Below are 26793 nucleotides of genomic sequence, written 5' to 3'. Positions count from 1 at the left end.
GCGGCTCTTTTTTATATTAGGAAATAAATTAATCTACAGAGCCGGTTGTCAGCAGCTGATCAAAAGAGACAGGGAATAGTGGCTCAATTAGCGATAAAATTGCTTTTGCATACTCCTGAATTTCTTTCTGAGCGTCATGCTCCAGTCTTTGATTTAAAAAATGGGCTACAGATTGAACTGAAGCTGTCCAGTACCAACGAACGAATAATCCATAAGCAGGTAGAAACAGTCTTGCTTGTTCAGCACATATACCATCTGCTAAAGCTGCTTCATACTTAGATAATCCTAACTCGGTGTATTCTTGAAGCTCACGGGTGTATTTTTCACCAAGCTCCCATGCAATGATGTCACCACTGCCTTGTTTGGAATTCTCTGGTTTGGATCTCCATTCTCCCGCAGCAGGTTGATAAAAAACGGGTTCTTCTGTTATGTATCTGCGGCTGGATTCGTTCCAGGCTTCCAAGCTATCTCCAGTACCTTCGTAATGAGCAGAACCGACTACGTATTTCCACCACTGTCTCGCAACCATTAATGGGGCATAAACCTCAAATTGTGTGATGGCATGGCGGAAAGGAGAGGTATGTCCTTCACGGGCAAGGAATTTTATTAGTTTAATATCCCGATCACTAAGCTCAAAAGATTGTTTTGCATAAGAAACACGCGCAGCGTTAGCAACCGTTAAATCTGAGCCCATATGATCTACTAATCTTACATAACCTTCATTTAAAACTTTGATTGTTGTCAATTTAATGTAGCCTCCTTTTCCAAAGCAGAGTAAATGAGTTCGTCACACCATTGTTGATTGCAAAATCTAGTCTCTCTGAGGATTCCATCCCTAATCATTCCTGCTCTAATCATAACTTTTTCAGATTGAAGATTCTCTGCATTGGCATAGGCAACGACTCTATGGGCATTAAGAGAGCTAAAGGCGTAGCCTATCAGTGTTTTGACGGCTTCTGTCGCATAGCCCATTTTCCAGTATTCCGGCAGTAGGACCCAGCCAATCTCCCACTCTCTGATCTCTTCCCAATTTAACTTTATACTTACGTTGCCTATGGGGGTTCTATTTTGCTTTGTACATACTGCTAGATCATAATGCTCACGCGGATCGCTGGTAGTCTGAGTCAGAATCGAAAGGAAGTTCTCTTTAATTTGTTTTGCATCTGGTGCGGTGTTTTCATATTTGTGAGACAAAGGATTAAGTTCCAGTTCTTCATAAAAAGAAAAATCATCGCTTGTATAATCTCTTAATATCAATCTGTCGGCTATTATTTCCATGAGTTAATACCTCCTAATCCATGATTATAATGGAAGACTCTGTAATTATCACGGAGTAAATTCACTAGAAATACAAAAAAATATTTCTGTAAATTTTTCTCTAGTAAAATTGTGGAATTGTGATACAGTAATTAAGGTTTATATATTTAGAGGGGGATGTAAGGAAAATGAAAGCTATTAAATGGAGCATCACTGCAGCGTTAGCAGTATCTATGTTGGGTCCAATACATACAGTGAAGGCGGCAGATACGCGTAACGTCGATTACGATCAAGGTAGTATTTTACGGAGTGCCAGTTCAGTTTCGTCATCATACAATGAAGGCAATCCGCAGGTTGAAGATTTGATTTTTCAGATGGATGCGACCGAAATCACTGTTGGGGACAATGTTCCGGTACAAATCTATGCTAAAGATGCCGATGGCATATCTGAACGCGTTCCGTTAGCTCAAGCAAATGTCGTAATTGAAAAACCTTATTTGCTGCAAAAGCAAGCCGATGGCACAATGAAAGCCTTAGCGGTAGGAGAAACGAACGTAACGGTCATTTCAGGATCAGATACCAAAACAATAAAAGTTTCGATCAGTGCGGACCATGATATTGATCAAGGTGCATTTGTTAATGGAACAATGTATTTGCCGGTTCAATCGGTTTTTCAAACGTTGGGAGCAACAGTCCAAGTTAATACAGCAACTAAAATCTTTAGCATTCGCCTAGGAGATTTGCCAATACAGCTTCAACTCGGAAGCGATATTGCAATGGTGAATGGTGCGAAGGTCAAAATGAGTGGTAAAGTGCAAAAGATCGACGGATCTACAGTTTTTCCTGCCACGCTTTTAAAAACTGCACTGTCAGCAGAGTTAATTTGGGATGGAAATTATCAGACGATGGAGATCTACTTCGGCAAAGCAGAGTTGTTCGCCTATACGAAACAAACTGCGCAGATTTTTAAGAAGGAAGAACAAGGAAACCTCGTTAAGTTCATTGGAAAAACATATTGGCTCAATCAATTCGACTCCGATTATAAGTTCCAAAAAGTCACTATTGTAGATATTCTACCTGATTATGAAGGTGAATTCGCCATTTCATTTAAGGTTTTATCAACGGGGCAAATTCTTAACTCTTATACAATGTCGGGGGATGAGTTGATCCGTACATTAGGAAATAAAGAATATTTCTTAACAACGGATCCATTTAAGACCTATAAGTGGTCAGATGCGATTTGGAGTAAGATTAAAAAGAGCATAGTTGCTACTGGGATGACCAAGCAGCAAGTGGAGTTTAGTTGGGGTAAGCCAATAAGTAAATCCACATTATCAGGTAGTGGCATTCAAGTGGAGACCTGGCAGTATGGTAATTATAACTATGTTACCTTTACGAACGGTGTTGTCTCCATGATTTATACGAATTAATTCTTCCTAACTTCTGCGTTACTTTAGTCATAGAGCCTGTCTTTGCGACATATCATTTTGGAGAAGCACTTTCAGAATTAAAGTGTTGACTATTGTTGGCCGAAATGAGGGGTTTATTCATGGCAAAGTCAAAACGTGGACATGCACTTTGGAATTTACCATCAAGGGGCAGGGGCACTTGCCCAATCTGTCAGAACACCCGTATTAAGCTGCTTTATCCCAAGAAAAAAACGGATGGAGCAGTCGTTAAGGTCTGTAAACGCTGTGACAAGGCTCCGCAGACGAAAGTGGATGCCGTGTTGATTTAAAAAGAGTACACAAAAAGAGGCTGTCTCAAAAGTGGATTTTTCTACGTATGAGGCAGCCCTTCTCATGAATAAAACAAAGAAGCGCTTCTCTAATAAGAGAGGCGCTTCTTTTAAATTCTACAGAGATTTAGTACGTATATGATTATTTCGTTATCCGATTAATGACCTGTTCGCGTCTAGGACCCACGGAAATCGTAGTAATACGCGTGCCAATAGAGGTTTCAATAAAATCAATGTAAAGCTTAGCTTGTTCTGGCAGATCTTCGAAGTCGGTGATCTGAGAGATATCGCAGTTCCAGCCAGATAAATGCGTGAATATCGGTTTTGCAGAGTTCAGTTTATTCGTAGCCGGGAACTTGTCGGTGATCTCTCCATTTTCAAGCTCATAAGCCACACAAACTGGAATCTCATCCAAATAACCAAGCACGTCAAGATTAGTCAACACGACTTCAGTGGCACCCTGCATTTGGCAACCGTAACGAGTAGCTACAGCATCAAACCAGCCCATACGTCTAGGACGGCCAGTCGTAGCCCCGAATTCCCCGGCATCGCCACCTCTTGTACGAAGTTCATCCGCAACGGGCCCTTCTAATTCCGTAACAAAAGGTCCAGCGCCGACACAACTGGAATAGGCCTTGGTTACAGCGATGACATTCGTGATAGCTGCTGCAGGAAGACCGGCACCGACAGGTGCAAACCCGGCAAGTGTTGAAGAGGAGGTGGAGTAAGGATAAATACCGTGATCAGGATCACGCAGAGCCCCAAGCTGACCTTCAAGTAAGATAGTCTCTCCCTTAGCATAAGCCTCTTGCAGCAAGTCTGTTGTATTGGCTACATAAGGCGCTAGCTGTGCAGCTTCTTCTTGCAGCTGAATCATTAATTCCGAGATTTGGATCGGCGCTTTCTTATATAAATGCTCAAGTAAAATATTTTTGGAAGCGAGTAATTGTTCAAGACGTTTCTCAAGTCGGGCGGTATCAAATAAATCCGCTACCTGTATGCCTAGCTTTGCATATTTATCTGCGTAAAATGGTGCAATTCCCCGTTTTGTTGAACCGAATCCTTGAGATCCCAGACGTTCCTCTTCTAGTTCATCAAACAAACGATGGATTGGAAGCACGATTTGCGCCCGTTCGGATACGAATAATCTAGGCTTTGGCACACCTCTATCCGTTAAAGCTTTCAATTCTATTATTAAGACTTCTGTATCAAGTGCTGTTCCGGGTCCAATAATGTTTGTAACGGAAGGATAAAATACCCCAGATGGCAGCATATGCAATGAAAATTTTCCATATTGGTTTATGATGGTATGCCCAGCATTACTACCACCTTGAAAACGAACGACAAAGGAAGATTGTGCAGCTAGCACATCCGTCATTTTTCCTTTTCCTTCGTCGCCCCAGTTTGCTCCTACAATTGCAATTACGGTCACGCGTTTTCGCCTCCCAAGCTTGTTTTTGGCTACAGGACTAAGTATAATGCTAGTTAAATCATTAGAAAAATTGATATAAGTTATATCTATTATAAGGTGGAGTAATGACGTGGGGATGGACATTAATTTGGAGTGGTATCGCTCTTTTTATTGGGTAGCGAATACTGGGAGTTTAACTGCTGCGGCAGAACGACTCAATATTACACAACCGGCAGTAAGTCACACGATTAAACAATTGGAAGAAAAAATGGGCGGCCCGTTATTTTTTCGCACTTCTCGCGGGGTCGATTTAACAACAGAAGGAAAAGTACTGCTAAGCTTTATTGAGCAAGCCTTTCATCATGTAGACATGGGCGAAAGAGCGATCGCAGATATGAACAATCTGAACAGCGGCGAGATTCATATCGGAGCAAGTGACACCTTATGCAAATATTATCTGTTACCTTTTTTGGAGCAATTTCATGAACAATTTCCCAATATCCGCATTCATATTACGAATCGTACGACACCAGAAACACTTACGCTTTTAAAAGAAGGGAAAATTGATTTTGGTATCGTCAGCTTGCCGACATCTGATAAACAGATTGATTTTCGCAAAAGTACTCAGCTTCAAGATTGCCTGGTAGGGGGCAAAGGTTTTCGTCATTTGGCGGACAAGACCATGCCGCTTGCAGACATTCAACAGTATCCGTTGTTATGCTTAGAAGCGGGTGGCAGCACCAGAAAGTATATGGATCAGTTTTTAGCTTCTAATCATCTGACGATTACACCTGAATTTGAACTGGGAAGTGTGGATTTGCTTGTTCAGTTTGCGAAACGTGGTTTTGGCCTTGCTTTTGTTATTCGTGATTACGTAACCGAAGAATTGAAGAAAGGTGAGCTTGTCGAGATTCCTCTGGACCCACCTTTGCCAGAACGTAACATAGGAATTGCTACCCTGCGTGGAGTTCCTCTTACAGCTGCTTCAAAGTCTTTTCTAACATTATTAGAGTAGAATCAGGAAAGAGCTATTAGAGCATACATAGTGAAGAGGAGGAAAGGTAATGAATCCTTTACTGGCTCGGCTGCGCAAGGGATACGGGAAAAAGCTTCGGGCGCTTCATACCTGGAATGGCTGGCTGGTTGTGTTGCTCACACTCACAGGACTTGTACTTGTAGGTGGCTTCTGGCGTGGCTTCTTAGGGGAAGGCAGAGTATGGATCAAAGGGCTTCATATCGTGGTCGGTGTCGCTTCGATCATTCCGGTTATTTATTATTTGCTGCTGGCAGGGAAACATTGGAAACAACTGAAGGAGCGGCCTTGGCAACGTTTTAATGTAATCGTTGTACTTTCATTGCTGCTCGGCTGGTTCGTTTCAGGAGTACTACTCTGGCAATTCCGCGTGGTGGGTCCACATGTATCGAACGTTGCTCTGATCGTCCATGACTTATTGACCTGGATAGGCCTTCCTTATATTATTTATCATTCTTTGACTCGGGTAAAATGGCTTAAAGAACCGAGCCGGCGGATAGTGAAAAGTGGCATTGAGACAGGCAGCCCTTCGAATCATCGGGAAACCCCGCAGCCGGTTTATACACGTAGAGCTTTCATACGCGGATCGATTGGTGTTGGGCTTGCGGTAACTATAGGTCCATCGTTTATAAAATGGCTCGGCAGTTCAATTGGAAATATCGGAGGCAGCGAAACAATTGATAAGCTGATCGAAAGTGATCGTAATCAGTTGTTGCCTGCACCCCAGCCACTGGCGGCATCCTCACCCCCTCTCGGAGGAGGGGCGCAAGGACAATTCCGTGTTTACACAGTCACTCCGATTCCAGAGTTTACGAACAACAATTGGTCTTTTACGATAGATGGGCTTGTGGAGCAGAATTTCAAGTGGAACTGGGAACAGTTCGTAAAGCTGAAGCGGACCGTTCAGGTGAGTGATTTTCACTGTGTGACAGGCTGGTCAGTCTATAAGAATACCTGGGAAGGAATCAAGCTAAAAGATCTTTTGAGTCAGGCCGGTGTGAAGCCCACAGCTAAGACTGTGAAATTCTATTCGGGTGATGGTGTATACACGGATACGCTCACATTGGAACAAGCCGACATGGATGATGTGCTGGTCGCGGTAATGCATGATGGAAAGCCGATTCCTAGCGATCTCGGCGGTCCTGTACGGTTAATCGTTCCGAAGATGTTCGCATACAAGTCTGTGAAGTGGCTGAACCGGATTGAGCTGATCGAAGGCGATCATACGGGATATTGGGAGCAACGCGGGTATTCAAATGATGCGTGGGTATAAAATAGGGATCGTTAACCTTAATGGGCTTATTGCCTGTTAAGGTTTTTTTGTTGATTAATTCCTTATTTTTTTAGCATATAGCAAATGAAGAGACGTAATAACAGAAATTGCTCCATACAATAGAAGTGACTGGGATGCAGGAGGTGGTTGTGATGAACGGGGTTAGAGCCATAAAGCTGTTGGGACTTATTCTCGGTGTGGTACTACTGAACATTATCGTGTTGTCACCAGGTTTATTAGGGGTGGAAATCGGAGGAACCAGTGTATTTGAAATAGCTTTAGGTGTGACATTGTTGTTTGTTAGTCTACTTGTTGTTCTTTACGGAAGTTATATTTTATTGTTTAAACCTTCATCTATCCCTGCTGTGAAAACACTGAAATCTTATGAGGATTATATAGCCGCGCTTACTCAATACAAAAATGTCAAAGTGCTGAAAAAAGACATTGCGCTTGCTCTAGATCAGATATCCCGGATGGAAAAGAAGAGAAGTACCTTGTTAGATGTTTTAGGTCAGAGATTCGAATCCACTGAACTTAGCTTCAAAAAATTTAATGCAGTCAGTTATGAAGTAGCAAAGCTTTTTTACCTGAACATTCGAGGGATTCTGAATAAACTCAGTGTATTTGATGCCTCAGAGTTCACCCTTTTCTCCAGCCAGCATAGACCCTCGCAGTTCTCAGATAAACTGGTGCAAAAAAAGACAGCTTTGTACAATGAATATTTAGCCTACGTAACAGGGTATCTTGGGGCAAATGAAGAGATTCTGCTGAAGCTGGATAAGCTGCTGCTGGAAATATCGCTACTTGACAGTACAGATTATACAGATGTTGAAGAGATGCCTTGTATGAAGGAAATCGATGAGCTGATCAAGCAGACGAAATTCTATAAGCAATGAAGGGGAGATGTGTATGGCTAATAAAGGAAAAACAGTAGCAGTTTTAGGGACCATTACGGTGGTAGTTTTTGCTCTCGTGTATTTTGGAATCACCTTGACTTCTAATATAGGAAAAACCAAAACCCAGATTTCTTCCGAAGATGCGGGGAAGCAGCTTGAGAAGCTATATAAGAACATAAACGTGACCACTGCTGAGCAAATCAAAGGCCAGATTGATCTGGATCCTGTCGCGATTGGGGATTCACTACCAGATATCTCAAAGTTTCCTGTATCCGTAGACAATACAACAGATAGCTTTGTAGAGATATTTTCTTCTACAGAGAAATCAGGAACGGGTAATGATGGTTGGCTAAATGAAGTTGCTACAGATTTTAACAACTCTAATATTGAGGTGAACGGGAGTCATGTTTCTGTGAAAATCCGTAATATTGCTTCAGGTACAGCGACAGATTACATAAGATCTGGGAAGTATGTGCCAGATGCCTTTACCCCTTCAAATGAGCTGTGGGGCGAAATGGTAAAAGCAAACGGGATGAACACTCAGCTAATCACTAAACGTCTTGTAGGTAATGTAGCTGGTATTGTTACCAGTAAGGCGAAATATGATGAACTAATAGAGAAATACGGTTCTTTAAACGTCAAGACGGTTACAGATGCCATAGCAAATAATGAATTATCAATGGGCTATACCGACCCTTTTGCCAGTTCTACGGGTTTAAACTTTCTGGTAACAGCGCTTGGGACGTTTGGCGGTTCAGACTTACTTGGTGAGCAAGCGGTGCAGGGCTTTGAGAAATTCCAAGCAAATGTTCCCTTTATTGCCTCAACCACTTTACAGATGCGAGAGGCTGCAAAAACCGGTAAGCTTGATGCTTTTGTCTTAGAATACCAGATCTTTTTGAATGCAACAGATTTGAAAGGGGGGTATGTATTCACTCCTTTTGGTGTAAGACATGACAGCCCGCTTTATGCTTTAGGTGATCTTCCTCAGGAAAAACTCGATATTATTAAGAAGTTTGCTGAGTTTGTTGAACAGGATAAATACCAGGAGCTGGGTGAGAAAAAAGGCTTCAATGGTCTTAATGATTACCAATCAGAGCTTAGTACAGTGGATGGCAGTCTCATATCCTCAGCTCAGAAGCTGTGGAAAGAGAAGAAAAATGGCAATAAACCTATCGCCGCAGTATTTGTGGCAGATGTCTCAGGAAGTATGAACGGGGAACCCTTGAACCGCTTAAAGCAATCTTTATTAACAGGCCAGAAGTACTTGGGCAAGGATAACAGCATTGGTTTTGTCTCTTACTCTGATAACGTTACAATCAATCTTCCGATTGGAAAATATGACACGAACCAGCAGTCCATGTTTGTTGGTGCGATTGACAGTCTACAAGCAAATGGGGGGACGGCTACTTTTGACGGGATCGCGGTAGCCATCCATATGCTTCAAACGGAATTACAGCTAAATCCGGATTTGAAGCCGTTGATCTTTGTATTAAGTGATGGAGAGACCAATGAAGGGCATTCCTTGAATGATATCAGAGGTCTTATTGAGACCTACAAAATCCCGATTTACACGATTGGCTACAATGCGAATATTAAGGCGCTTGAGAGTATTTCGAGTATAAATGAAGCGGCCAACATCAATGCAGATACAGATGATGTAGTCTATAAAATCGGCAACCTGCTCAATGTTCAAATGTAAGCTATTTTTTATAGGAGGGGTTCTATGTCGTTTACCATGGAAGTCGTAAGTCAGGAAAAGCTGAAATCAGTAATTGAAGAGCAGGTCAAACCTGAGCCTGAGGAAGTATCACAACTGAAAACACTGGCAGTAAACAATGTCTCCGCCATTCTGGATCTGAATTTAGAGTCACTGGATAAGCGGAAAGCGGTGCTGCAATCCATTGATAGCTTCGGTATGGAAACGATGAGATCCTCTTCGGACAAAAACTCCCTGTTGCAGGTTTCAGTGGGGAATTTATCAAAGACAGGGGATGAAGGCGGCCAAGTAGCAAAAGGTTTGACGGAGCTTAATCTCCAGCTGAAGGATTTGGATCCCAGTGCAGTAGATTTTGCCAAGACGGGTTTTCTTGGGAAGTTCTTTAATCCATTACGTAGTTATTTTGCTAAATATCAAAAGGCGGATGCTGTCATTTCAGATATTATAATTTCTTTAGACAAGGGTAAGACCGTTTTGAAGAACGATAATACTACGCTGGAATTTGAGCAACAGGCACTTCGGGAACTTACAAAAAAGCTACAAAAAGAAATTCAGCTCGGCATGCTGATGGATCAGGAGATAGAGACGCAACTGGAAGCGGCTAAGCTGCGTGATGAGGATGAGGAGAAAGTTCGGTTCATTACAGAAGAAGTGCTTTTTCCGTTGCGGCAGCGTGTCATGGATTTGCAACAGATGCTTGTAGTGAATCAACAAGGAATTATGGCCATAGAGGTGGTTATTCGAAATAATAAAGAGCTGATCAGAGGGGTGGACAGAGCTAGAAATGTTACCGTGTCTGCCTTGAAAATATCGGTTACGGTAGCTAGTGCGCTGTATAATCAACGAATTGTTTTAAAAAAGATCGAACTTTTAAATCAAACCACCGATAGCCTGATCAGCGGTACCTCAAAAATGTTGAAAAACCAAGGGGCGGAAATCCATAAACAGTCGTTAGAATCAAGTATTTCAGTGGATACATTAAAGCAAGCTTTTACAGATGTGCTATCCGCTCTCGATTCCATCAGTACTTATAAGCAGGAAGCTCTCCCCAAAATGCGTGAAACCATTAATCAGTTCAGAGAGCTGGCAGATAATGGCGAACAGCAGATTGTGCGGCTGGAAAAGGGAAATAAGTTGGGGTTGTAGCCTAGCAAAATCATAAATCTGGTTAATTATGCGCTTTGAAGCAACAAATCCTAGCCTTTAGTCTGGTATGACTCCAGTCCCAAGACTGTTTTGAGCCTTCTTTTTCCCACGTATAATGAGATTAATTGAAAAACGTGAGAGAAAGGACAATAGAAATGAATGATAAGTTATACACTATGCCGATGGGAGCTCTTGATTCCATGCATATTCCAGCAGAATCCCAACCCCAATCTAAAACGCGCAAACGTGGAGCAAGTCCAAAGACATATCGGAGTATTTTATACTTCTTAATCTCTTTGCCGCTTACGATTGTATATTTCGTGTTTATGGTGACAGGGCTGACGTTATCCATTGCGTTAACCCCAATATTTATCGGAATTCCTTTGTTTTTTGCAGTAGCTAAGGGATTGGATTACATCGTACAATTTGAGCAAGAGCTGGTCAGATCATTGTTAGATATTCCTAGACCTAGTGAAGAGGCCAGATCGGATATGCAGCTAGAGGGAGCGGGCTTCCTGCAACGAATGAAGTTAGGTTTTCATGGAGCGAAGTTTGCCCGTAACGTCATGCTGATTATGGGTCGATTCGTATCCAGCATTATTTTCTTTTCAATAACAGTAACTGTAGTAGCGGCTGCATTGGGCCTGATTACACTACCTGTGCTGCACCAGATTTTCTTGCAAACCATGGATTTGAACATTTTAGAGAATAGTGTGTTTGCTTTGTTCCAGATCGACTGGACATTATCCCAACAATATATCTCCTATGTAGTAGCTGGATTTGTTGTTGCCTTGTTAGCAAGTTGGGTAATTCGTATGCTTATGGATGTGCAACGTAGAATGCTGTTCGTATCCTACGAGGAAAGACAACAGTACTAATTGAAAAGAAGAGATTGTCTCCAAACAACCCTTACTGAATCTGAATAAAACACCAGACAATGATCCTTCAGTTCGTGGAGAATCACTGTCTGGTGTTTTTGGTCTGCGGGGAGGTTTGCTTTTGCAAATGATGAGCTAGTGGAGGCTGCCTGATTGCTTCATTGATTTTTTTTAGTGTCGGTTACTGGTGATGGATGTTGATGGAATGTGCGAAATAGCTGTACTATGTGCAGTTATTTCGAGTGCCCAAAGAATAATCCTGACTTTAACTGTACTTTATACAACTAAAAACTAGAGAATCTACTTATAAGGGAGTAATTTCAGAAAATAACTGCACGAAATACACTTATATCCAGTGATCGAGCCTTCTGTTTGATTATAGTTGTATGAAATACAATTAAACTTGAGCGCTTTATAACGCTCCCCAACTTGTGAAAAAATGTTCATAATCCCATATAAATCCTGTATAATAAGAGTTGTGAAAACGTTTGAACAAAAAATCAGGAGGGGTTCTATGCATTCAAATGGATTATTTAGATGGAGCTTTTTGGGGTTTGCAGTATTAGTTTTGTTAGCGCTTTCGGGATGTTCCAGTTACGAAAATGTAAATGAAAAAGTTGCTACATCACCAACCCCCAATCCAACGATAAGCAATACTTCTAATGCATCGGAGAACCCAACCAATGTGGGGGCGGCAAAAGGTACTGTGCACATAGAAAATATAGGTGAGCGGAGAATATTTGTTTATTTACCTGCAGGTTATGAAGCTGACAGTGAGCGTTATCTTGTTGTGTATATGCACGATGGGCAGAATATTTTCAATACAAATACCAGCTCTTTAGGCAAAGAATGGAGAGTTGAGGAGATTATTGATCAGCTCGTTGCTGATGGAACCATGGAGAAGGTTATCGTGATAGGAGTCGCTTCAAGTGATGGATCAGAACGGGGAATGGAGTATGTTCCATTTCCGGATGAGTCTATTCCTTCGGATGGAGCGAGTGCAGCCGAATTTACCCAATATTTTATCAATACAGTTATTCCCTATGTTGATGGTGCTTACCGGACCATTCCCGATCGGGATCACCGGATGATAATGGGATCGTCATTCGGTGCTATTCAGGCTTTATGGATGGGGTATCAGCACCCGGAGACCTTCTCAGCGATAGGGGCTTTATCCCCTGCCACTTGGGTAAGCAATGGACGTATATTGGATGAGTTGGCGAAAGAGTCCGGGAAGCCTGCATTGAAGATTTGGCTCGACATGGGCGTAACCGAAGGAATGCCAATTGATCCGCTTGTGACTGTACTAAAGTCGAAGGGATTTGTATTAGGGAAGGATCTATTCTTTCAGATGGACCCTTTGGGTACACATGAAGAGAAGTCATGGAATAGACGTGTACATAGTCCATTGATTATGTTCGCCGGGAAAGAGGCTGGACAAACGATCAAGCATGAAGTAAGTGACTATCTGACATTAATCGGACCAGAAGCTATCGATATACGTCTTAATTTACTAGTCACTATGGATAATGGGATGGATTTTACAATCCTTGATGGAGTTGAATATCAAGTGTTGAATCCTGAAGTAGGGCAGGTAGACAAGGCAGGTAAGGTGAGCTTCCTGAAGCCGGAATCCTTGAAAGTAAATGTTTCATTTCAAGGTGTTACTGAAGAGCATTTGGTTAACTATGAGCATTATGTAAAGGTATTTAAAGTTTATGTGAAATCTCTTGATGTTGACGAGCATGGGGATGAGTTCTCCATTAACCTGAAGCTTTCTGCTCGGAAATTAAATTCAACTCCTGAGTATATCTCAGCGTTAGTGAGCGCTGCTGAAAAAATCGGTATATATACAATTAAGGAGATTCAGGAGGATTCCATAAGTATAATCTTTAATACGAAGTAGTCATAGAAATTAAAATTCAACTGAGATTATGCTCCTTTTTTGAATTTACTATGATCGTAACTAAGGGGAAATGATTCTCTGGCTGATAATCAGGGAATTTCTCCCTGATTCTTTCAACTAAAAGAAGCTGAGTCAATAAGTAGCGTTTCCAACTTATTGACTCAGCTGTTTTTTATCGCAAAATATATCCCCCATCCGGAAATAAAGTACTTCCTGTTGTATAGCTATTGGTCATCAAATAAATCGTTGTATGCGCTGCTTCGTCGGCATGACCCACCCTGCCAAGGATATTGATATTCGTATATTCGTCGTAAGCCTTGTCTCTAGTTTCCTGTTCTGCGCCTTCCCAATTAAAGTTGGTATGAATGGTTCCAGGGGAGATGACATTTACCCGAATCGGAGCCAATTCTACTGCTAATGCTTTTCCCAGACTTTCAATCGCGCCGTTACAAGCTGCATAGGAGGCACCGTCTGCAAGTGGACGCTGGCTGAATGCGCCGGACATAAGAACAATGGAGCCTGTTGGGTTGATAGAAGGGATGGCATGCTTTACAGCATTATATTGCGGCCAGAACTTTGCATTAAAGCAACTGTGTGCAATCTCCAAGCTAGAAGTAATCGGTCCTCTAACATAGGAGGCTCCCGGAGTGAACAAATGGTCAAAAACGCCGATTTTTTCAAAGAAATCCTTCAAGTCCTGTTCATTTTGATTATCTAGTGAATGAATTTCAACAGAATCGAATCCCAGAAGGTGTTGAGCTTTCTCTAATTTATCTTGTGAACGCCCAGCGATTATGACAGCTGCGCCTTGTTCAATCGCTTGTTTGGCAGTCGCAAGCCCTATTCCGGAGCTTCCTCCGATAATGACGATGCGCTGGTTTTTTAATGAAATAGTGGACATATTTATCTTCTCCGTTCATAGTTAATTGGACTTATTAAGTTTTGTTTTTATTATTAGCTATAAAATATAACCTGCACAGTACGCACTTTTTTCGTACTAGGTACGATTTTTCGTACTAGCTGGTTCGAACATACAGTTATATAACTATCGAAAGAGGGGATCGCATGGATTTGCTGGAGCCGAGATTAACCGGGGTTCTTACAACACTTGAAAAGATCGGTGGAAAGTGGAAGCCGCTCATTTTATTTATTTTATTGATAGATGGCACAAAACGATTTGGTGAACTTAGACGGATTATCCCAGATGTCTCCCAAGGTACGTTAGCTAAACAATTACGGGAGCTTGAAGAGGATCAGCTTATCGACCGGGTGAGTTATCATGAGCTTCCACTCAGGGTGGAATATAGTATTTCAGAACATGGCAAATCCCTAATTACAGTTTTGGATAGCATGTGTGGCTGGGGTAGGATGCATAAAGAATATTTGAATAATACAAGTAAGTAGAGGGGGTACATTATTATTCATACTATTTTGCAGGAACCAACGGGTCAGACCTACAAGACGCTGGTACAGGTAGCTATGGAAGTATGTGATGAATTTATTCTAGTAAAACGTGATCAGATGGAGTTGGAGCCAGAAGGATATGAACTGCTTGAACAGCTGGAACCTTTTCTCAAAAAGGTCATAAAAGATGACTATTGGCCGGGGACTCGGCTTATGGGGCATTATGCAGATGTTTATTTTTTTGATTGTTCACCTGAAGCGGTCAATATTCTTTTATCCTATTCCACCAGCTTGTACTCGTGGGTACAGACCAGGCTGCCTGATGATCTTTGTTTTCTAAAACAGGGACAACCGTGGCTAATCAATACAGCCCATGAGAGAGAAAGCAATTTGCTCACTGATGTGGATGAGGAACTTAATAGACTAGAGGCGTGCGGATTATTGTTCCGTGACTTATCTGAGTTTTATAACGCTGATTAAAAAAATGGACTCATATTTATAGTGCAGAAGAACCCGCATTTGGTGCGGGTTCTTCTGCATGTTCACTAATCATTCAACGCAACTGTTAAATTACAAGATTTCATATAATCAAAGAAAAGTATTGATAATTATTCTCATATGATTTAATATGATAACGATTCTCATTATCATTACTTTAGTTTGAAGAATGATAAATAAAATATAGATGGGGAGATTGATTATGAATCAGAAAAAATATTTATTAGCTGGGGTATCAGCAGTTTTAGCTTTGAGTTTGGCGGCTTGCGGTAACAATGAAAAGGATAAGACAGCTTCAGAAAAAAGCACAAATAATGCTGCAGTAGCAGCAGAAGGAACTGCAAATAACAATGGAAATGCGGCTCAGGAGGCTGTTGCCACTGAACAAACCGTTACATATTTGGGCAAGGATTATGTCGTGCCTGCAAAGATTAATAATATTGTAGCAGCAAGTCTCGAATCTATGGAAGATGCTGCCATACTGGGAGTGAAACCTGTAGGTGTACTTGCAATAGCTGATGCTATTCCAGGTTATCTGTCAACTGACCTAGCGGGTGCATCCTTAGTGGGAGATAAATTTGCTCCAAGTAATGAAGCGATTCTGCAACTGGATCCAGATGTTATCTTAGGGTCTTCCAAGTTTGGGGAAGATGTGGCCGGCGCACTTAATAAAATTCAAACGATGATTCCTTATTCACATATTTCAACAAACTGGAAAGATAACTTGCTCTTATTAGGCCAATTATCCGGTAAGACCACAGATGCAGAAAAAATTATTAGTGATTATGAATCTAAAGCTGCGGGTGCAAAGGCTGAAATTGGAGAAAAGCTGAAAGATCAATCCATTCTAGTCATTCGTATTCGTCAGGGCAGTATGTGTGTGTATCCTGCTGGCGTTTATTTGAATCCGGTTATTTATGAAGATCTGGGTGCTGCCATTCCTGAGGTGATCTCCTCTACAGAAGCACAAGCAGAGCTTTCATTAGAAGCTTTGGCGGATATTAATCCGGACTATATTTTCTTGCAGTTTGAGACTAGTGAGAATACTGATAATGCAACAGCACTTGATGATTTGCTCAAGAATCCGATCTTCAAAAGCGTAACTGCTGTCAAAAATAAGCATGTGTTTGTAAATGCAATTGATCCGTTGGCACAAGGTGGAACGGCTTGGTCTAAAGTAAGATTCCTGGATGCGGCAATTGAAAACCTGTTGAAGTAAAACCGAAGGTGCGATGAATAAGATGAATACAAAAAATTGGAAAGTTATATTGATCCTATCAACTTCTCCATTATTCATCGTATTAGCAATGGTTGTATCCGTCTTATATGGTGTTAAAGATATTGGAATATTGACAATATGGCAGGCGATTACACACTTCGATGCTAATAATGTGGACCACAACATTATTATGACATCTAGATTTCCGCGTGTAATCGCCGCTTTATTAGTTGGAGCGGCTCTGGCTGTTTCAGGGGCGTTAATGCAGGGGATTACACGTAACTATCTTGCATCACCATCGATTATGGGAGTAAATGACGGATCGGCATTTGTTATTACGTTGGCTATGGTGTTTTATCCGGGATTATCGAATGTTCAGATGATTATTTTATCTATGGTGGGTTCAGCCATCGGAGCAGGTTTGGTTTTCGGATTTGGTTCATTGGTTAAAAACGGTTTATCACCAGTCAGGTTAGCTATTATTGGGACTGTAATTGGTACTTTTTTAAGTAGTATCGCCTCAGCAGTAGCGATGTTTTTTCAAGTCTCACAAAATGTTAGCGTCTGGTATAGCTCGAAAATACATACCGTTAATCCAGATATGCTAATATTATCAGTTCCTTTTATAATCGTTGGACTGCTCTTGGCGGTTAGTATTTCTAAGTCAGTAATGGTTGCTTCCCTGGGGGATGAAACCGCGATTAGCTTGGGTCAACGAACAAAATGGGTGAAAATTGTCAGTATTATATCTGTTATATGTCTGACCGGGACAGCAGTAGCTTTAGTCGGCAAGATAGCCTTTGTGGGTCTAATCATTCCTCATATTACACGTTTTATCGTAGGTATAGACTATCGCTTTATCATTCCTTGCTCAGCGGTGATTGGAGCTGTTTTTTTAGCGTTTTGCGATGTCTTAAGCCGTTATATTAACTTTCCGTTTGAGACGCCAATTGGTGTTGTAACAGCCTTTATTGGCATCCCTTTCTTCCTTTATTTAATTCGGGTTAAAGGGGGAGAGCAGCGTGGATAGAAGTAAAGTACAGTTTAGCCGCTATATGCTTACACTATTAGTTTTTATCCTGTTAACCCTTGTGGCCGGGTATTTTCATCTTACGAATGGCGTGTTTGATATGTCTGTAATGGACGTGATAAAAACACTGCTGCGAATAGATCCTAATGCTAAATTTGACCTGGTTATTTTTCAGTTTCGGTTACCACGGATCATTATTGCCTCATTAGTAGGAATAGGTCTGGGGATGGCGGGAACTGTCATTCAAGGGATTACCCGTAACGGGCTGGCTGATCCAGGTATCCTTGGGATTAATGCAGGCGCAGGAGCTGCCATCGTTGCATTTATGTTTTTCTTTCAGATGTCGGGAGTTACTTTTTTTAAAGAAAGCTGGTTCTCGATACTAGCCATGCCGCTGTTTGGTTTTGTAGGTGGGCTTGCCGCAGTTGTCATTATCTTTATTTTTTCATGGCGGAATGGTGCACTCGATATGCAACGCTTGATTTTGACAGGGATCGCGATTAGCAGTGGTTTTGGTGCGTTGTCGTTGTATATTTCTCTGAAAATGAATGCAAGTGATTATGAGATGGCTGCGGTTTGGAGTGTCGGAAGTATTTACAGCGCGAACTGGACTTATATCATTACGATCGCACCTTGGGTGCTTATTTTAGGATTTATAATGTATCGAAAAAGCTATTTACTCAATTATTTTCAATTGGAGGATTCCAGTACAAAGAGCTTAGGGATCTCTGTAGAAAAAGAAAAGCTGATCTTTCTGTTATGCAGTGTGGGGATCGTAAGTGTTTGTGTATCTGTATCCGGTTCTATAAGTTTTATAGGCTTGATGGCTCCTCATATCGCCAGAAGATTAGTAGGGATTAATCACCGCTATATTATGTTATCCAGTGCAGTGGTAGGGATGTTTTTGCTGGTGATCTCGGATTATTTTGCCAAAACAATATTTCAGCCGGCAGAGTTACCCGTGGGTATAGTCGTTTCGATTATTGGAATTCCTTATTTCTTATATTTATTAGCAAAGTCAAGAGTGTAGGGGAGAGTGTACAGAAAAAATGACAACACAAGTAGAGCTCGAACACACAGAATCATGGAAACTTGAATCTCAGTATATGGGTTACACGTACGATATAAAGGTTTCTCTTCCCAGAGAAGCAGCACCAGAAAAGGGCTTCCCCGTGTATTACATGCTCGATGGTAATTCATATTTTCAATTGGGTCGGGATGTTGTGAAATTGCAGTCAAGAAATGCCCCGAAAACTTTTATTGCACCAGCAATTGTGATTGGCATTGGACATTATGGTTCAGATGAAGAGGTCTCTAAAAGAAGATTTTATGATTTCACACCTCCAGCGAAGCATTATGTATATCCGGACCGATTGAAAAATGCTGACATAGGTCCACATGGTGGGGCTGAGAATTTTTTGGCTTTTTTAGAATTAGAGTTAATGCCAGCAATCAACAAGAAATATAATGTGGATCAGTATAAACAAGCCTTGTTTGGTCACTCTCTCAGCGGTCTATTTGTCCTCTGGACGTTATTCACTCGTACGAAGCTATTCCAGTATTATTTGGCCTCTAGTCCATCCATTTGGTGGAATGATCATGAAATCCTGACGTATGCGGAGCAGTTCTATAGCAAGGGTCAAGAGTTGACGGCCGATAAACAAAAGTTATTGATTACCGTAGGGAGTGAAGAGTCGTTTATGGTCGATGACGCAGCAATATTATTTTCAAAATTGAATGAGTATGCTTTGCCTAATTTAGAGGTTAAGCACTATGTCGCACCCAATGAAAATCACGCTTCTGTAGTACCAACGATTATGAGTAGAGCGTTTCGAGTACTGAACTGTTAAGGAGTGGGGATATGACCCAAATGAGGGCAGGCGAGCTTGTGCTTTTTGAACATATGGATCGTCAGATTACCGTGTATTTACCGAAAGAATACCATTTATTCCCGGAGCGGTTATTCCCAGCGGTTTTCTTACAGGATGGAGATTTTTTGTTCAAAGAGGCGATTACAGCTATAGAGAAAGATATGGAAGAGGGAGTAACAGAACCGGTTATTTTTATAGGGATTGATTCTCAGTTGCGGAATGATGAATATACACCTTGGGAAATGCCTGCTCTTTTTAAGGATTGGTCCTTTGGGGGCAAGGGCGATGATTATTTGAATTATGTCTATCAGGATCTTGTACCCTATATCAAAAGCTCCTATCGCATCTCCAACGAGCCGGAGAAATTGGCTTTGGGTGGTGTTTCACTAGGTGGATTAATAAGTCTGTATGCGATGTACAAGACTGAAGCTACTGTTGGAAATTTTATATTGATATCTGCGTCTGTATGGTTTAAAGATTTCATTCATTTCATGGAGACATCAAGACTAGATAGGGAATGCAGAATTTATATGTATGTTGGTGAACAGGAAGGGATCCACAAGACAAACGCCCAGAAGGACATGGTGCCTAACAGCAAACGTGCTTATGATATTTTAAAAGAGAAGATTGTTGGAACGGATCAGCGAGTGAAGTTTGAGACGGATCCGCTGGGCACGCATAATGACACGTTTTTCCTGCAATATTTTCCGAATAGTATCAGGTTCTTATTTCCTGCAAAATAAACATAATAGGACGAGCAGGAGAGAGTATCCTTGCATCGTCCTACTTATCGTGTGATAGCTGCTCTAGTTATTCTTCTGTAAATTCTCAAGATGGGCGTCCAAATTATCGAAGGTTTGGGAAATCCCCTCTAACATCCCCATATCAATCACTTGTTGCAAGGCTTCCGGAGAAGTGTATTTACCGGTATTCACCAGCTTCGTTTGACCCTCCAGGTGGATAAAATCTAGCTGGACAAGCGTTTCAGGCAAATCTTTTGAAATATTACCTTCTGCATCTGAGAATCCATCTGTATAAATGACTTGTTCTGGGACTGTAATTTCCTTATACAACGCCTTGCCCCATGACTCCATACCGTAGAAATCCCCTTGATTCTTATCCACGCACTTCATGCAATAATGCCAAGTACCCCCTGGACGGAAATCGACATTACATACGGGAAGCGTCCAACCTTTTGGACCCCACCAGTGCTTCAAATGCTCAGCCTCAGAAAAAGCCTTGAATACTAGCTCACGTGGAGCTTGGAATACGCGCTCTAATACTAATGTGTTGCCATCAACAACTTTGGATACCACTTGGTTGGACGGGTTAGAATTTGTCATGGGATAGATCCTCCTCAAATTTGTTTGCTTCCTGCCAATTTCGACCTGAGGCTATGATTTATTATTGTTTTCATTTCTCTGTAGCTTTTGTAAATAATCATCCAGTCGATCGTATCGTTCTTCCCATATATGGCGGTAGGAGTCTAACCAATCGTCTATTTCCTTAAATGGATCAGGACGGAGCTTGCAAATGCGCTTGTTAGCAACAGCTTGAACTTCAATTAAGCCCGCTTCACTAAGGACGCGCAAATGCTTGGACGCTTGAGGCTGCCGTAGCTGAAGACTTTCTGCAATCTCCCCAACGGTTAGAGGATTCTCGCGTAATAGTTCAACGATCTGCATGCGGTGGGGCTCAGCTAAGGCACTCATAACGTTAGTATTCATAAACAAGGATCACTTCGATTCATTAAATTCATTCGTATCTCTATTATGACATACTCTGGTTAAGCGGCTCTATAGCGCCTCCTTTTTGGTATTTCCTGTTTGTGATGATAATATACCACGGAGGGAATATTCCTGTAAAGGAATATATAATAACGATTGTATGACAACTGCTAGAGAAGGGCATGATACAAGCATTAAAAAGAAATATGTTCCATGATAACCAACAAACTTTACAAAAAACATAGGAATAGATATAATTAAGTATAACTTATCGGGTTTTAGAATTACGCAAGGGGCCTAACGCCAGTGGGCTCCTTTTGTATTTCTTGGCCATGTTACAGGAGGGTGAAGGTCATACACAATGAAAAGATTATGGTTTGTGTTCATTATGGTCCGCATGGGGAGCGTTTAATCCGGCGTGGTGTCCAACTATCTGAAATTATAGGGGCGCCATTGTTTGTATTAAATGTCGATAGTTCGGATATTGATGAATATAATCAGAGCAAAGAAATGTATATGACGGTCTGGAAACGTCTTGCCGATGAAGCTGGCGCAGAGTTTATCATTCGGAAACGTGAAGGCCGAAAAACAACAGATATTATTGTAGAAGTTGCTGAAGAGAATGAGGTTACACAGATCGTCATTGGACAATCTGCTCAAACTCGGTGGCAGGAGCTTACCAAACGTAATTTCATCAATGAACTCATTGGTAAAATGAAAATGATGGATCTGCATGTCGTGGCTGTGCAGCGGATGCGTGCAGGGCTGGAAGAAACCCATGAGGAAGGCGTTATCGCTTACCTGGTCAAAAACGGGGCTGAGTACCAGCTCAGTGATGAACCTCAGGGAGAGTATTCGCTTAAGGGAAAGTTCTTTCACGAACTACACACAGAATTTGAGAACGGTTTATTCAGAATTGAGCAAGAAGATGGAAAGGCTAGATATCTGCATATTTGTGATGGCACATTGACCGATTCTTTATAATCGGGCTTGCCCTTATCAACTTTGGGGCCTTGTATAAAAGGCCCTACCAATCATATGATCTTTGGCTTTTGGTAAAAAAGTAAGTACTAAAGTTCACAACTTGATAAGCTCAAGTGGAAAAGGAGGACTGCCTTTGCTGCATGTAATCATACTTGTTCCGTTTCTAATGGCCTTAGTAATCGCACTTTTGTCCAAGAGAGCACCCAACCTTCATAGAGGATGGCTTGTTTTCCCTGGTTCACTCGTTTTGTTTGTTTATTTCTTAACCCGGATTCCCGTTATTAAAGGTGGGGATTTGGGATATGAAACCATTTCATGGATTCCTTCACTAGGAATTGATTTGGTTTTCCATCTGGATGGATTAAGTTTGTTGTTTGCTTTGCTAATCACTGGGATGGGTAGTCTTGTAATTATCTATTCAATTTATTATCTGGACCGGCGAAAAGAAGCGTTAACCCCTTTTTATATTTATCTAATGTTGTTTATGGGGGCGATGCTTGGCGTTGTGCTCTCGGATAACTTGATGGTGTTATACGGCTTTTGGGAATTAACAAGTGTTTCGTCATTTCTGTTAATTGCCTTTTGGCATCGGCGGCAAAAATCGCGGTATGGTGCTCTCAAATCTATGTTGATTACCGTATTTGGTGGTTTAGCGATGTTTGCCGGCTTTTTAATGCTTTATGTAATGACAGGCACCTTTAGTATCCGGGAAATTTGGAGTGAGGTTGGCGATATTAGCGGGCATGCTTTATTTATTCCGGCGATGCTACTAATTCTCTTAGGCGCCTTCACCAAATCAGCTCAGTTCCCGTTTCATATCTGGCTGCCGGATGCCATGGAGGCACCGACACCCGTCAGCGCCTATCTGCACTCGGCAACGATGGTTAAAGCTGGATTGTATCTTGTCGCCCGTTTCAGCCCTGTTTTTGCGGGGCAATATGAGTGGTTCTGGGTTGTGTCAGGCGTCGGTTTGATCACCTTGATTTATGGCTCCATCCAGGCGATGAAGCAGACGGACCTGAAGGCTCTATTAGCCTATTCAACGATTAGTCAACTTGGACTGATTATGGGATTGCTGGGAATGGGATCGGCAGCGGCATTTTATGTAGGGGAAGATTCAGTCTTTTACACTGCTGCAACAACAGCGGCTATCTTTCACCTTATTAACCATGCCATCTTTAAAGGCTCTTTGTTTATGATGGTCGGTATAGTTGACCATGAGACGGGTACCCGCGACCTGCGAAAGCTGGGCGGATTGATTTCCATTATGCCGGTTACCTTTACGGTAGCGATGATCGGCAGTTTCTCGATGGCTGGTTTGCCGCCATTTTCCGGGTTTTTAAGTAAAGAGATGTTTTTTACGGCTGTTCTGAATATCCGAAACCTGGATATATTGTCTATTCCCTCGTTGTTTACGCTCTTCCCGGTTTTGGCCTGGATTGCCAGCGTGTTTACTTTTGCATACAGTATGATTTTGGTTTTCCACACCTTTTTCGGAAAATATCAGCCTGAGAAGCTGGACAAAAAACCGCATGAAGCCCCATTTGGACTTCTGCTTGCCCCGTGCCTGCTAGCAGTGCTGTCTATATTTATCGGTTTTTTCCCGAATATATTATCCAAAACACTTATTATCCCTGCAATGAATGCTATTCACCCTATCTTGCAGACCGGAGAACCCTTTGTTGTGAATATTCATTTCTGGCACGGCTTTACACCAGAAATATGGATGACACTTGGTGTTGTGATTCTTGGTATTATTGTATACCGAATCTATGGCCGCTGGAGTCTGGTCGATAAAGAATGGGGCAGTGGCTACACTTTAAATCAAGTCTATGACGGAGTAATCCGGCTGGTCGAGAAATCGTCTAGGGCGTTGACTGGCACCTATATGACAGGTTCCATGCGCCATTACTTGATGTATATCTTCGCTTTTCTGATCGTAGCCATTGGTGGAGCCGTGTGGTATACCGATGGAATAACGCTTGGGACAACTGAATATGCTCCGTTTTCTTTGTTTGAAGTTATTGTTGTTATGGTTATGCTTGTGGGCGCTTTGGCTATCCCCTTTGTTCGTTCCAGAATCACAGCCATTTTGTTAACAGGAATGGTTGGTTATATGGTTACTTTACTCTTTGTTCTGTTCCGGGCACCTGATCTGGCGCTTACCCAGATGATTGTCGAAGTAGTATCCGTTACATTGTTCCTGCTATGTTTTCGGCATTTGCCTAAGCTGGAGAAAGAGCCGCTCAAACTTCGGTCCCGCTTGCCTAAGCTAATTATTTCCATCGGGATGGGAATAACTATGACATTGGTTGCACTTGCTGCTTTAGGCAGTAGTCCGTTCGAATCCATCTCGAAATATTATGTGGAGAATAGCTATACCTTGGGTGGCGGTAAAAATATTGTTAATGTTCTGCTCGTTGATTTCCGCGGCTTTGATACCATGTTTGAAATTACAGTGCTTGGCCTTGCCTCACTTGCTATTTATTCCATGATCAAACTGCAGTTGGATACGGATGGAACTATTGCCCCACTGAAGCGGGCTGTGAAGGATAATAAACCACGTTCTTCTGTAAGTGATGATGTGTTACTACAAGCGGTAGCTAAAGTAGCCTTCGTTATGATACTAATATTTTCGCTTTATCTGTTTTTCGCCGGACATAATAATCCGGGAGGCGGATTTATTGGAGCATTGATGGCATCAGCCGCATTGGTACTGCTCGCCATTACTTTTGGGATTGATATGGTTGAGAAGGTATTGCCTATCGACTATCGTAAGTTAATCGCGGTTGGGGTATCTGTAGCTTTTCTTACAGGAATAGGTTCGTTTTTATTCGATGTACCTTTTCTGAGCCAAGCGTTTGGCTATTTCCAACTGCCACTTATGGGCAAAACAGAACTGACCACAGCAATGTTCTTTGATCTCGGTGTTTTCTTGGCTGTTATTGGTGTCACTATGAATATCATATTTACGATCGGGAGGGATAGCTAATGGAGCTTATTATTGCCCTGGCGATCGGTGTACTGTTTTCCGTAGGTGTTTATCTAGTTCTTTCCAAAAGCTTGCTGCGCATCCTTCTGGGAACCACTTTAATAACGCACGGCGTTCATTTGTTGTTACTGACAATGTCTGGCCTCAAGACAGGTGCTGCACCATTGCTGGGTGAGGAAGCGGAAGCTTATGTCGATCCTTTGCCGCAGGCGCTCATTTTGACCTCTATTGTAATTAGCTTTGGAGTAACAGCATTTTTTATTGTTTTGGCATACCGGACTTACCGCTCGACGGGTACCGATGATGTGGAAGGAACCAAGGAGGAGAGACGATGAACAACTTGTTAGTGCTGCCTCTGCTGATTCCGGCCATTACGGCAGTTATACTCATTTTTTTGAAAGAACGAGTACGTCTGCAACGAATCATAAGTGCCGTCAGTGTGTTTGTAAATATCTTTGTTGCAGGATTCATTGTGTATCAGGTAAATACAAACGGTATCCAGACCTTATATATGGGGGGATGGCGTCCACCTTATGGCATTGTGTTTGTTGCCGATATGTTTTCGGCATTGCTCGTTTTGACTGCGGCCATTGTTGGCGCGGCTTGTCTGTTTTTTTCCTTCGCTAGCATTGGGGAAGACAGGGAACGGTTTTATTACTATCCGTTTTTCCATTTTTTATTAACCGGGGTATTTGGCTCTTTCCTCACTGGGGACCTGTTTAACTTGTTTGTCTGCTTTGAGGTGCTGTTAGTTGCCTCTTACGCTTTGATCGTACTTGGTGGGTCCAAGGGTCAACTGCGAGAGACATTAAAGTATGTATTAATTAATGTGATTTCCTCTTCCTTGTTTGTGGCGACGATTGCTTATTTATATGCCGCGACAGGAACACTGAATATGGCGCATCTATCTATGCGTGTAGCAGAGGCGGGACAAGGCGGTGTAATGAACGTCATTGCGGTCCTGCTGCTAATTGTATTTTCGATTAAGGCAGGTTTACTGCTCTTTTTCTGGCTTCCCGATTCTTATAGTGCACCACCATTGGCTGTTAGAGCCCTGTTTGGGGCTTTGCTAACCAAGGTCGGATTGTATGCAATTACTCGTACCTTTACTTTGATTTTTATTCAAGAACCGGGACTCACCCATACATTGATTGCCTGGATGGCGGGGGCGACGATGATACTTGGGGCAATCGGGGCATTGGCATACAACGATTTGGGCCGAATATTTAATTATAATATCATCATCAGTGTAGGATTTATTGCTTTTGGGATCTCTGTCGCGACTCAGGATTCGTTAAATGGTGTAGTGTTTTATTTAATGCATGACATGGTTGCCAAAGCATTATTATTCTTTCTGGGTGGGATGATTATCTCAGCTTCAGGCACTGACCGCTTAAAAGAAATGGGTGGTTTAATCCGACGTTATCCGTGGACCGGCTGGATGTTTTTTGTACTGACTTTGGCATTGGTTGGTGTTCCGCCCCTTAGTGGTTTCGCTGGAAAAGTGATGATGGTGCGGAGTGGATTTGGCGAGAATCACGTGGCTCTGGCGCTGATTGCACTTGCATCCAGCTTCGTAGTGTTATATTCCTTGATCAAGGTATTCCAGCAAGTGTTCTGGGGTGGCGAGAAAAGGGAAGAACAAGTCAAACCACTTCATTATAAAGCTATGATGGCACCGGCAGCTGTTCTGTTCGCAATTGTAATTCTGATGGGTGTGGGTGCGGAGACGGTAAACGGACTTGTCAGCCAAGCCGGAGCTGTACTGGCTGATCCAGCACTATACATTAACGCTGTCATGAAGGAGTGA

The 26793-nt window shown here is 42.1% G+C and carries 26 protein-coding genes; 20 read left to right on the top strand and 6 right to left on the bottom strand.

The genetic code is table 11. The features are described from left to right. Positions 1-28: 28 nt before the first annotated feature. Together thyX and MHI15_RS24045 are read right to left on the bottom strand one after the other, a co-directional pair. The gene (gene thyX / locus MHI15_RS24050) at positions 29-745 is read right to left on the bottom strand and encodes an FAD-dependent thymidylate synthase (protein WP_038570515.1); all 717 of its coding nucleotides are present in this window, start codon (positions 743-745) and stop codon (positions 29-31) included. Then, entirely contained in the window at positions 742-1278 is a 537-nt protein-coding gene (locus tag MHI15_RS24045; protein ID WP_076275817.1) for a GNAT family N-acetyltransferase, read from the bottom strand. Before MHI15_RS24045 ends, thyX begins: the two co-directional genes overlap by 4 nt. A gap of 167 nt (positions 1279-1445) precedes the next feature. Between MHI15_RS24045 and MHI15_RS24040 the strand changes: the two genes are divergently transcribed. Both MHI15_RS24040 and MHI15_RS24035 read left to right on the top strand, forming a co-directional pair. Next, positions 1446-2687 carry a stalk domain-containing protein gene (locus MHI15_RS24040; protein ID WP_340394142.1) on the top strand — a complete coding sequence of 414 codons (1242 nt, stop codon included), beginning with the start codon at positions 1446-1448 and terminating at the stop codon, positions 2685-2687. A 119-nt stretch (positions 2688-2806) separates the two neighbouring features. Next, positions 2807-2995 (top strand): hypothetical protein, encoded by a 189-nt coding sequence (locus MHI15_RS24035; RefSeq protein WP_036686376.1) that lies wholly within the window; start codon positions 2807-2809, stop codon positions 2993-2995. A gap of 142 nt (positions 2996-3137) precedes the next feature. Here MHI15_RS24035 and MHI15_RS24030 read toward each other — a convergent pair whose 3' ends face one another. Beyond that, the gene (locus MHI15_RS24030; protein ID WP_340394145.1) at positions 3138-4427 is read right to left on the bottom strand and encodes an adenylosuccinate synthase; all 1290 of its coding nucleotides are present in this window, start codon (positions 4425-4427) and stop codon (positions 3138-3140) included. 115 nt (positions 4428-4542) lie between these two features. Between MHI15_RS24030 and MHI15_RS24025 the strand changes: the two genes are divergently transcribed. The 7 genes from MHI15_RS24025 to MHI15_RS23995 all read left to right on the top strand — a co-directional run bounded on the left by MHI15_RS24025 (position 4543) and on the right by MHI15_RS23995 (position 13258). Further along, a complete protein-coding gene (locus MHI15_RS24025; RefSeq protein ID WP_036686616.1) occupies positions 4543-5421 on the top strand; it encodes a LysR family transcriptional regulator in 879 nt (292 codons plus the stop codon). A 49-nt stretch (positions 5422-5470) separates the two neighbouring features. Continuing rightward, positions 5471-6712 (top strand): molybdopterin-dependent oxidoreductase, encoded by a 1242-nt coding sequence (locus MHI15_RS24020; protein WP_339190749.1) that lies wholly within the window; start codon positions 5471-5473, stop codon positions 6710-6712. A 152-nt stretch (positions 6713-6864) separates the two neighbouring features. Continuing rightward, positions 6865-7608, top strand: a complete 744-nt coding sequence (locus tag MHI15_RS24015; RefSeq protein ID WP_076217794.1) for a hypothetical protein — start codon at positions 6865-6867, stop codon at positions 7606-7608. Positions 7609-7621: 13 nt separating this feature from the next. Beyond that, a complete protein-coding gene (locus MHI15_RS24010) occupies positions 7622-9310 on the top strand; it encodes a VWA domain-containing protein (protein WP_076279088.1) in 1689 nt (562 codons plus the stop codon). A gap of 24 nt (positions 9311-9334) precedes the next feature. After that, entirely contained in the window at positions 9335-10474 is a 1140-nt protein-coding gene (locus MHI15_RS24005; protein ID WP_076279087.1) for a toxic anion resistance protein, read from the top strand. 155 nt (positions 10475-10629) lie between these two features. Next, positions 10630-11352 carry a sensor domain-containing protein gene (locus MHI15_RS24000; RefSeq protein ID WP_076217792.1) on the top strand — a complete coding sequence of 241 codons (723 nt, stop codon included), beginning with the start codon at positions 10630-10632 and terminating at the stop codon, positions 11350-11352. Between the two features lie 514 nt (positions 11353-11866). After that, a complete protein-coding gene (locus MHI15_RS23995; protein ID WP_341164962.1) occupies positions 11867-13258 on the top strand; it encodes an alpha/beta hydrolase in 1392 nt (463 codons plus the stop codon). 172 nt (positions 13259-13430) lie between these two features. Here the strand turns inward: MHI15_RS23995 and MHI15_RS23990 are convergent, their stop codons facing one another. Then, positions 13431-14159: an SDR family oxidoreductase gene (locus tag MHI15_RS23990; protein WP_340394147.1), complete on the bottom strand. Its 729-nt coding sequence runs from the start codon at positions 14157-14159 to the stop codon at positions 13431-13433. Between the two features lie 164 nt (positions 14160-14323). Here MHI15_RS23990 and MHI15_RS23985 point away from each other — a divergent pair, with 164 nt between their 5' ends. From MHI15_RS23985 to MHI15_RS23955, 7 genes are all read left to right on the top strand, one after another. After that, a complete protein-coding gene (locus tag MHI15_RS23985; protein ID WP_076126032.1) occupies positions 14324-14662 on the top strand; it encodes a winged helix-turn-helix transcriptional regulator in 339 nt (112 codons plus the stop codon). 27 nt (positions 14663-14689) lie between these two features. Next, positions 14690-15142, top strand: coding sequence for a hypothetical protein (locus MHI15_RS23980; protein WP_081392446.1), 453 nt, complete (start codon positions 14690-14692; stop codon positions 15140-15142). 220 nt (positions 15143-15362) lie between these two features. Continuing rightward, positions 15363-16379, top strand: a complete 1017-nt coding sequence (locus tag MHI15_RS23975) for an ABC transporter substrate-binding protein (protein ID WP_076310428.1) — start codon at positions 15363-15365, stop codon at positions 16377-16379. 22 nt (positions 16380-16401) lie between these two features. Beyond that, positions 16402-17409: a FecCD family ABC transporter permease gene (locus MHI15_RS23970; protein WP_438357164.1), complete on the top strand. Its 1008-nt coding sequence runs from the start codon at positions 16402-16404 to the stop codon at positions 17407-17409. A gap of 25 nt (positions 17410-17434) precedes the next feature. After that, complete coding sequence (locus MHI15_RS23965) at positions 17435-18439, top strand: FecCD family ABC transporter permease (protein WP_076279113.1); 1005 nt, start codon at positions 17435-17437, stop codon at positions 18437-18439. Positions 18440-18458: 19 nt separating this feature from the next. Then, a complete protein-coding gene (locus MHI15_RS23960) occupies positions 18459-19259 on the top strand; it encodes an alpha/beta hydrolase (protein WP_248548138.1) in 801 nt (266 codons plus the stop codon). An 11-nt stretch (positions 19260-19270) separates the two neighbouring features. Continuing rightward, entirely contained in the window at positions 19271-20023 is a 753-nt protein-coding gene (locus MHI15_RS23955) for an alpha/beta hydrolase (RefSeq protein WP_312147815.1), read from the top strand. A 63-nt stretch (positions 20024-20086) separates the two neighbouring features. On the opposite strand, the gene MHI15_RS23950 is transcribed toward MHI15_RS23955, so the two are convergent. Next, on the bottom strand, positions 20087-20623 hold the full coding sequence (locus MHI15_RS23950; RefSeq protein WP_340394150.1) for an SRPBCC domain-containing protein: 537 nt from the start codon (positions 20621-20623) through the stop codon (positions 20087-20089). Positions 20624-20674: 51 nt separating this feature from the next. Next, positions 20675-21007 carry an ArsR/SmtB family transcription factor gene (locus tag MHI15_RS23945; protein WP_076280772.1) on the bottom strand — a complete coding sequence of 111 codons (333 nt, stop codon included), beginning with the start codon at positions 21005-21007 and terminating at the stop codon, positions 20675-20677. A gap of 345 nt (positions 21008-21352) precedes the next feature. Between MHI15_RS23945 and MHI15_RS23940 the strand changes: the two genes are divergently transcribed. The 4 genes from MHI15_RS23940 (at position 21353) to MHI15_RS23925 (ending at position 26793) form a co-directional block, all read left to right on the top strand. Continuing rightward, positions 21353-21991 (top strand): universal stress protein, encoded by a 639-nt coding sequence (locus MHI15_RS23940; RefSeq protein ID WP_232061321.1) that lies wholly within the window; start codon positions 21353-21355, stop codon positions 21989-21991. A gap of 127 nt (positions 21992-22118) precedes the next feature. Then, positions 22119-24983 (top strand): Na+/H+ antiporter subunit A, encoded by a 2865-nt coding sequence (locus MHI15_RS23935; protein WP_076126230.1) that lies wholly within the window; start codon positions 22119-22121, stop codon positions 24981-24983. Beyond that, positions 24983-25318 (top strand): Na(+)/H(+) antiporter subunit C, encoded by a 336-nt coding sequence (locus tag MHI15_RS23930; RefSeq protein ID WP_036686402.1) that lies wholly within the window; start codon positions 24983-24985, stop codon positions 25316-25318. The genes MHI15_RS23935 and MHI15_RS23930 overlap by 1 nt, the downstream gene beginning before the upstream one ends. Further along, positions 25315-26793: a Na+/H+ antiporter subunit D gene (locus MHI15_RS23925; RefSeq protein ID WP_076189930.1), complete on the top strand. Its 1479-nt coding sequence runs from the start codon at positions 25315-25317 to the stop codon at positions 26791-26793. The genes MHI15_RS23930 and MHI15_RS23925 overlap by 4 nt, the downstream gene beginning before the upstream one ends.

Origin of the sequence: Paenibacillus sp. FSL H7-0918, from assembly GCF_038007025.1 — a bacterium.
Lineage (GTDB): Bacteria > Bacillota > Bacilli > Paenibacillales > Paenibacillaceae > Paenibacillus_AQ > Paenibacillus_AQ odorifer.
The sequence above is the reverse complement of the archived record's forward strand: the minus strand, read 5'-3'. Positions and strand labels throughout refer to the sequence as shown.

Excerpts from the sequence above, each read along its gene's own strand:
- MHI15_RS24045 (WP_076275817.1), bottom strand. The coding sequence starts at position 1,278 with ATGGAAATAATAGCCGACAGATTGATATTAAGAGATTATACAAGCGAT.
- MHI15_RS24040 (WP_340394142.1), top strand. The coding sequence starts at position 1,446 with ATGAAAGCTATTAAATGGAGCATCACTGCAGCGTTAGCAGTATCTATG.
- MHI15_RS24035 (WP_036686376.1), top strand. The coding sequence starts at position 2,807 with ATGGCAAAGTCAAAACGTGGACATGCACTTTGGAATTTACCATCAAGG.
- MHI15_RS24025 (WP_036686616.1), top strand. The coding sequence starts at position 4,543 with ATGGACATTAATTTGGAGTGGTATCGCTCTTTTTATTGGGTAGCGAAT.
- MHI15_RS24020 (WP_339190749.1), top strand. The coding sequence starts at position 5,471 with ATGAATCCTTTACTGGCTCGGCTGCGCAAGGGATACGGGAAAAAGCTT.
- MHI15_RS24015 (WP_076217794.1), top strand. The coding sequence starts at position 6,865 with ATGAACGGGGTTAGAGCCATAAAGCTGTTGGGACTTATTCTCGGTGTG.
- MHI15_RS24010 (WP_076279088.1), top strand. The coding sequence starts at position 7,622 with ATGGCTAATAAAGGAAAAACAGTAGCAGTTTTAGGGACCATTACGGTG.
- MHI15_RS24005 (WP_076279087.1), top strand. The coding sequence starts at position 9,335 with ATGTCGTTTACCATGGAAGTCGTAAGTCAGGAAAAGCTGAAATCAGTA.
- MHI15_RS24000 (WP_076217792.1), top strand. The coding sequence starts at position 10,630 with ATGAATGATAAGTTATACACTATGCCGATGGGAGCTCTTGATTCCATG.
- MHI15_RS23995 (WP_341164962.1), top strand. The coding sequence starts at position 11,867 with ATGCATTCAAATGGATTATTTAGATGGAGCTTTTTGGGGTTTGCAGTA.
- MHI15_RS23990 (WP_340394147.1), bottom strand. The coding sequence starts at position 14,159 with ATGTCCACTATTTCATTAAAAAACCAGCGCATCGTCATTATCGGAGGA.
- MHI15_RS23985 (WP_076126032.1), top strand. The coding sequence starts at position 14,324 with ATGGATTTGCTGGAGCCGAGATTAACCGGGGTTCTTACAACACTTGAA.
- MHI15_RS23975 (WP_076310428.1), top strand. The coding sequence starts at position 15,363 with ATGAATCAGAAAAAATATTTATTAGCTGGGGTATCAGCAGTTTTAGCT.
- MHI15_RS23970 (WP_438357164.1), top strand. The coding sequence starts at position 16,402 with ATGAATACAAAAAATTGGAAAGTTATATTGATCCTATCAACTTCTCCA.
- MHI15_RS23965 (WP_076279113.1), top strand. The coding sequence starts at position 17,435 with ATGCTTACACTATTAGTTTTTATCCTGTTAACCCTTGTGGCCGGGTAT.
- MHI15_RS23960 (WP_248548138.1), top strand. The coding sequence starts at position 18,459 with ATGACAACACAAGTAGAGCTCGAACACACAGAATCATGGAAACTTGAA.
- MHI15_RS23955 (WP_312147815.1), top strand. The coding sequence starts at position 19,271 with ATGACCCAAATGAGGGCAGGCGAGCTTGTGCTTTTTGAACATATGGAT.
- MHI15_RS23950 (WP_340394150.1), bottom strand. The coding sequence starts at position 20,623 with ATGACAAATTCTAACCCGTCCAACCAAGTGGTATCCAAAGTTGTTGAT.
- MHI15_RS23945 (WP_076280772.1), bottom strand. The coding sequence starts at position 21,007 with ATGAATACTAACGTTATGAGTGCCTTAGCTGAGCCCCACCGCATGCAG.
- MHI15_RS23930 (WP_036686402.1), top strand. The coding sequence starts at position 24,983 with ATGGAGCTTATTATTGCCCTGGCGATCGGTGTACTGTTTTCCGTAGGT.
- MHI15_RS23925 (WP_076189930.1), top strand. The coding sequence starts at position 25,315 with ATGAACAACTTGTTAGTGCTGCCTCTGCTGATTCCGGCCATTACGGCA.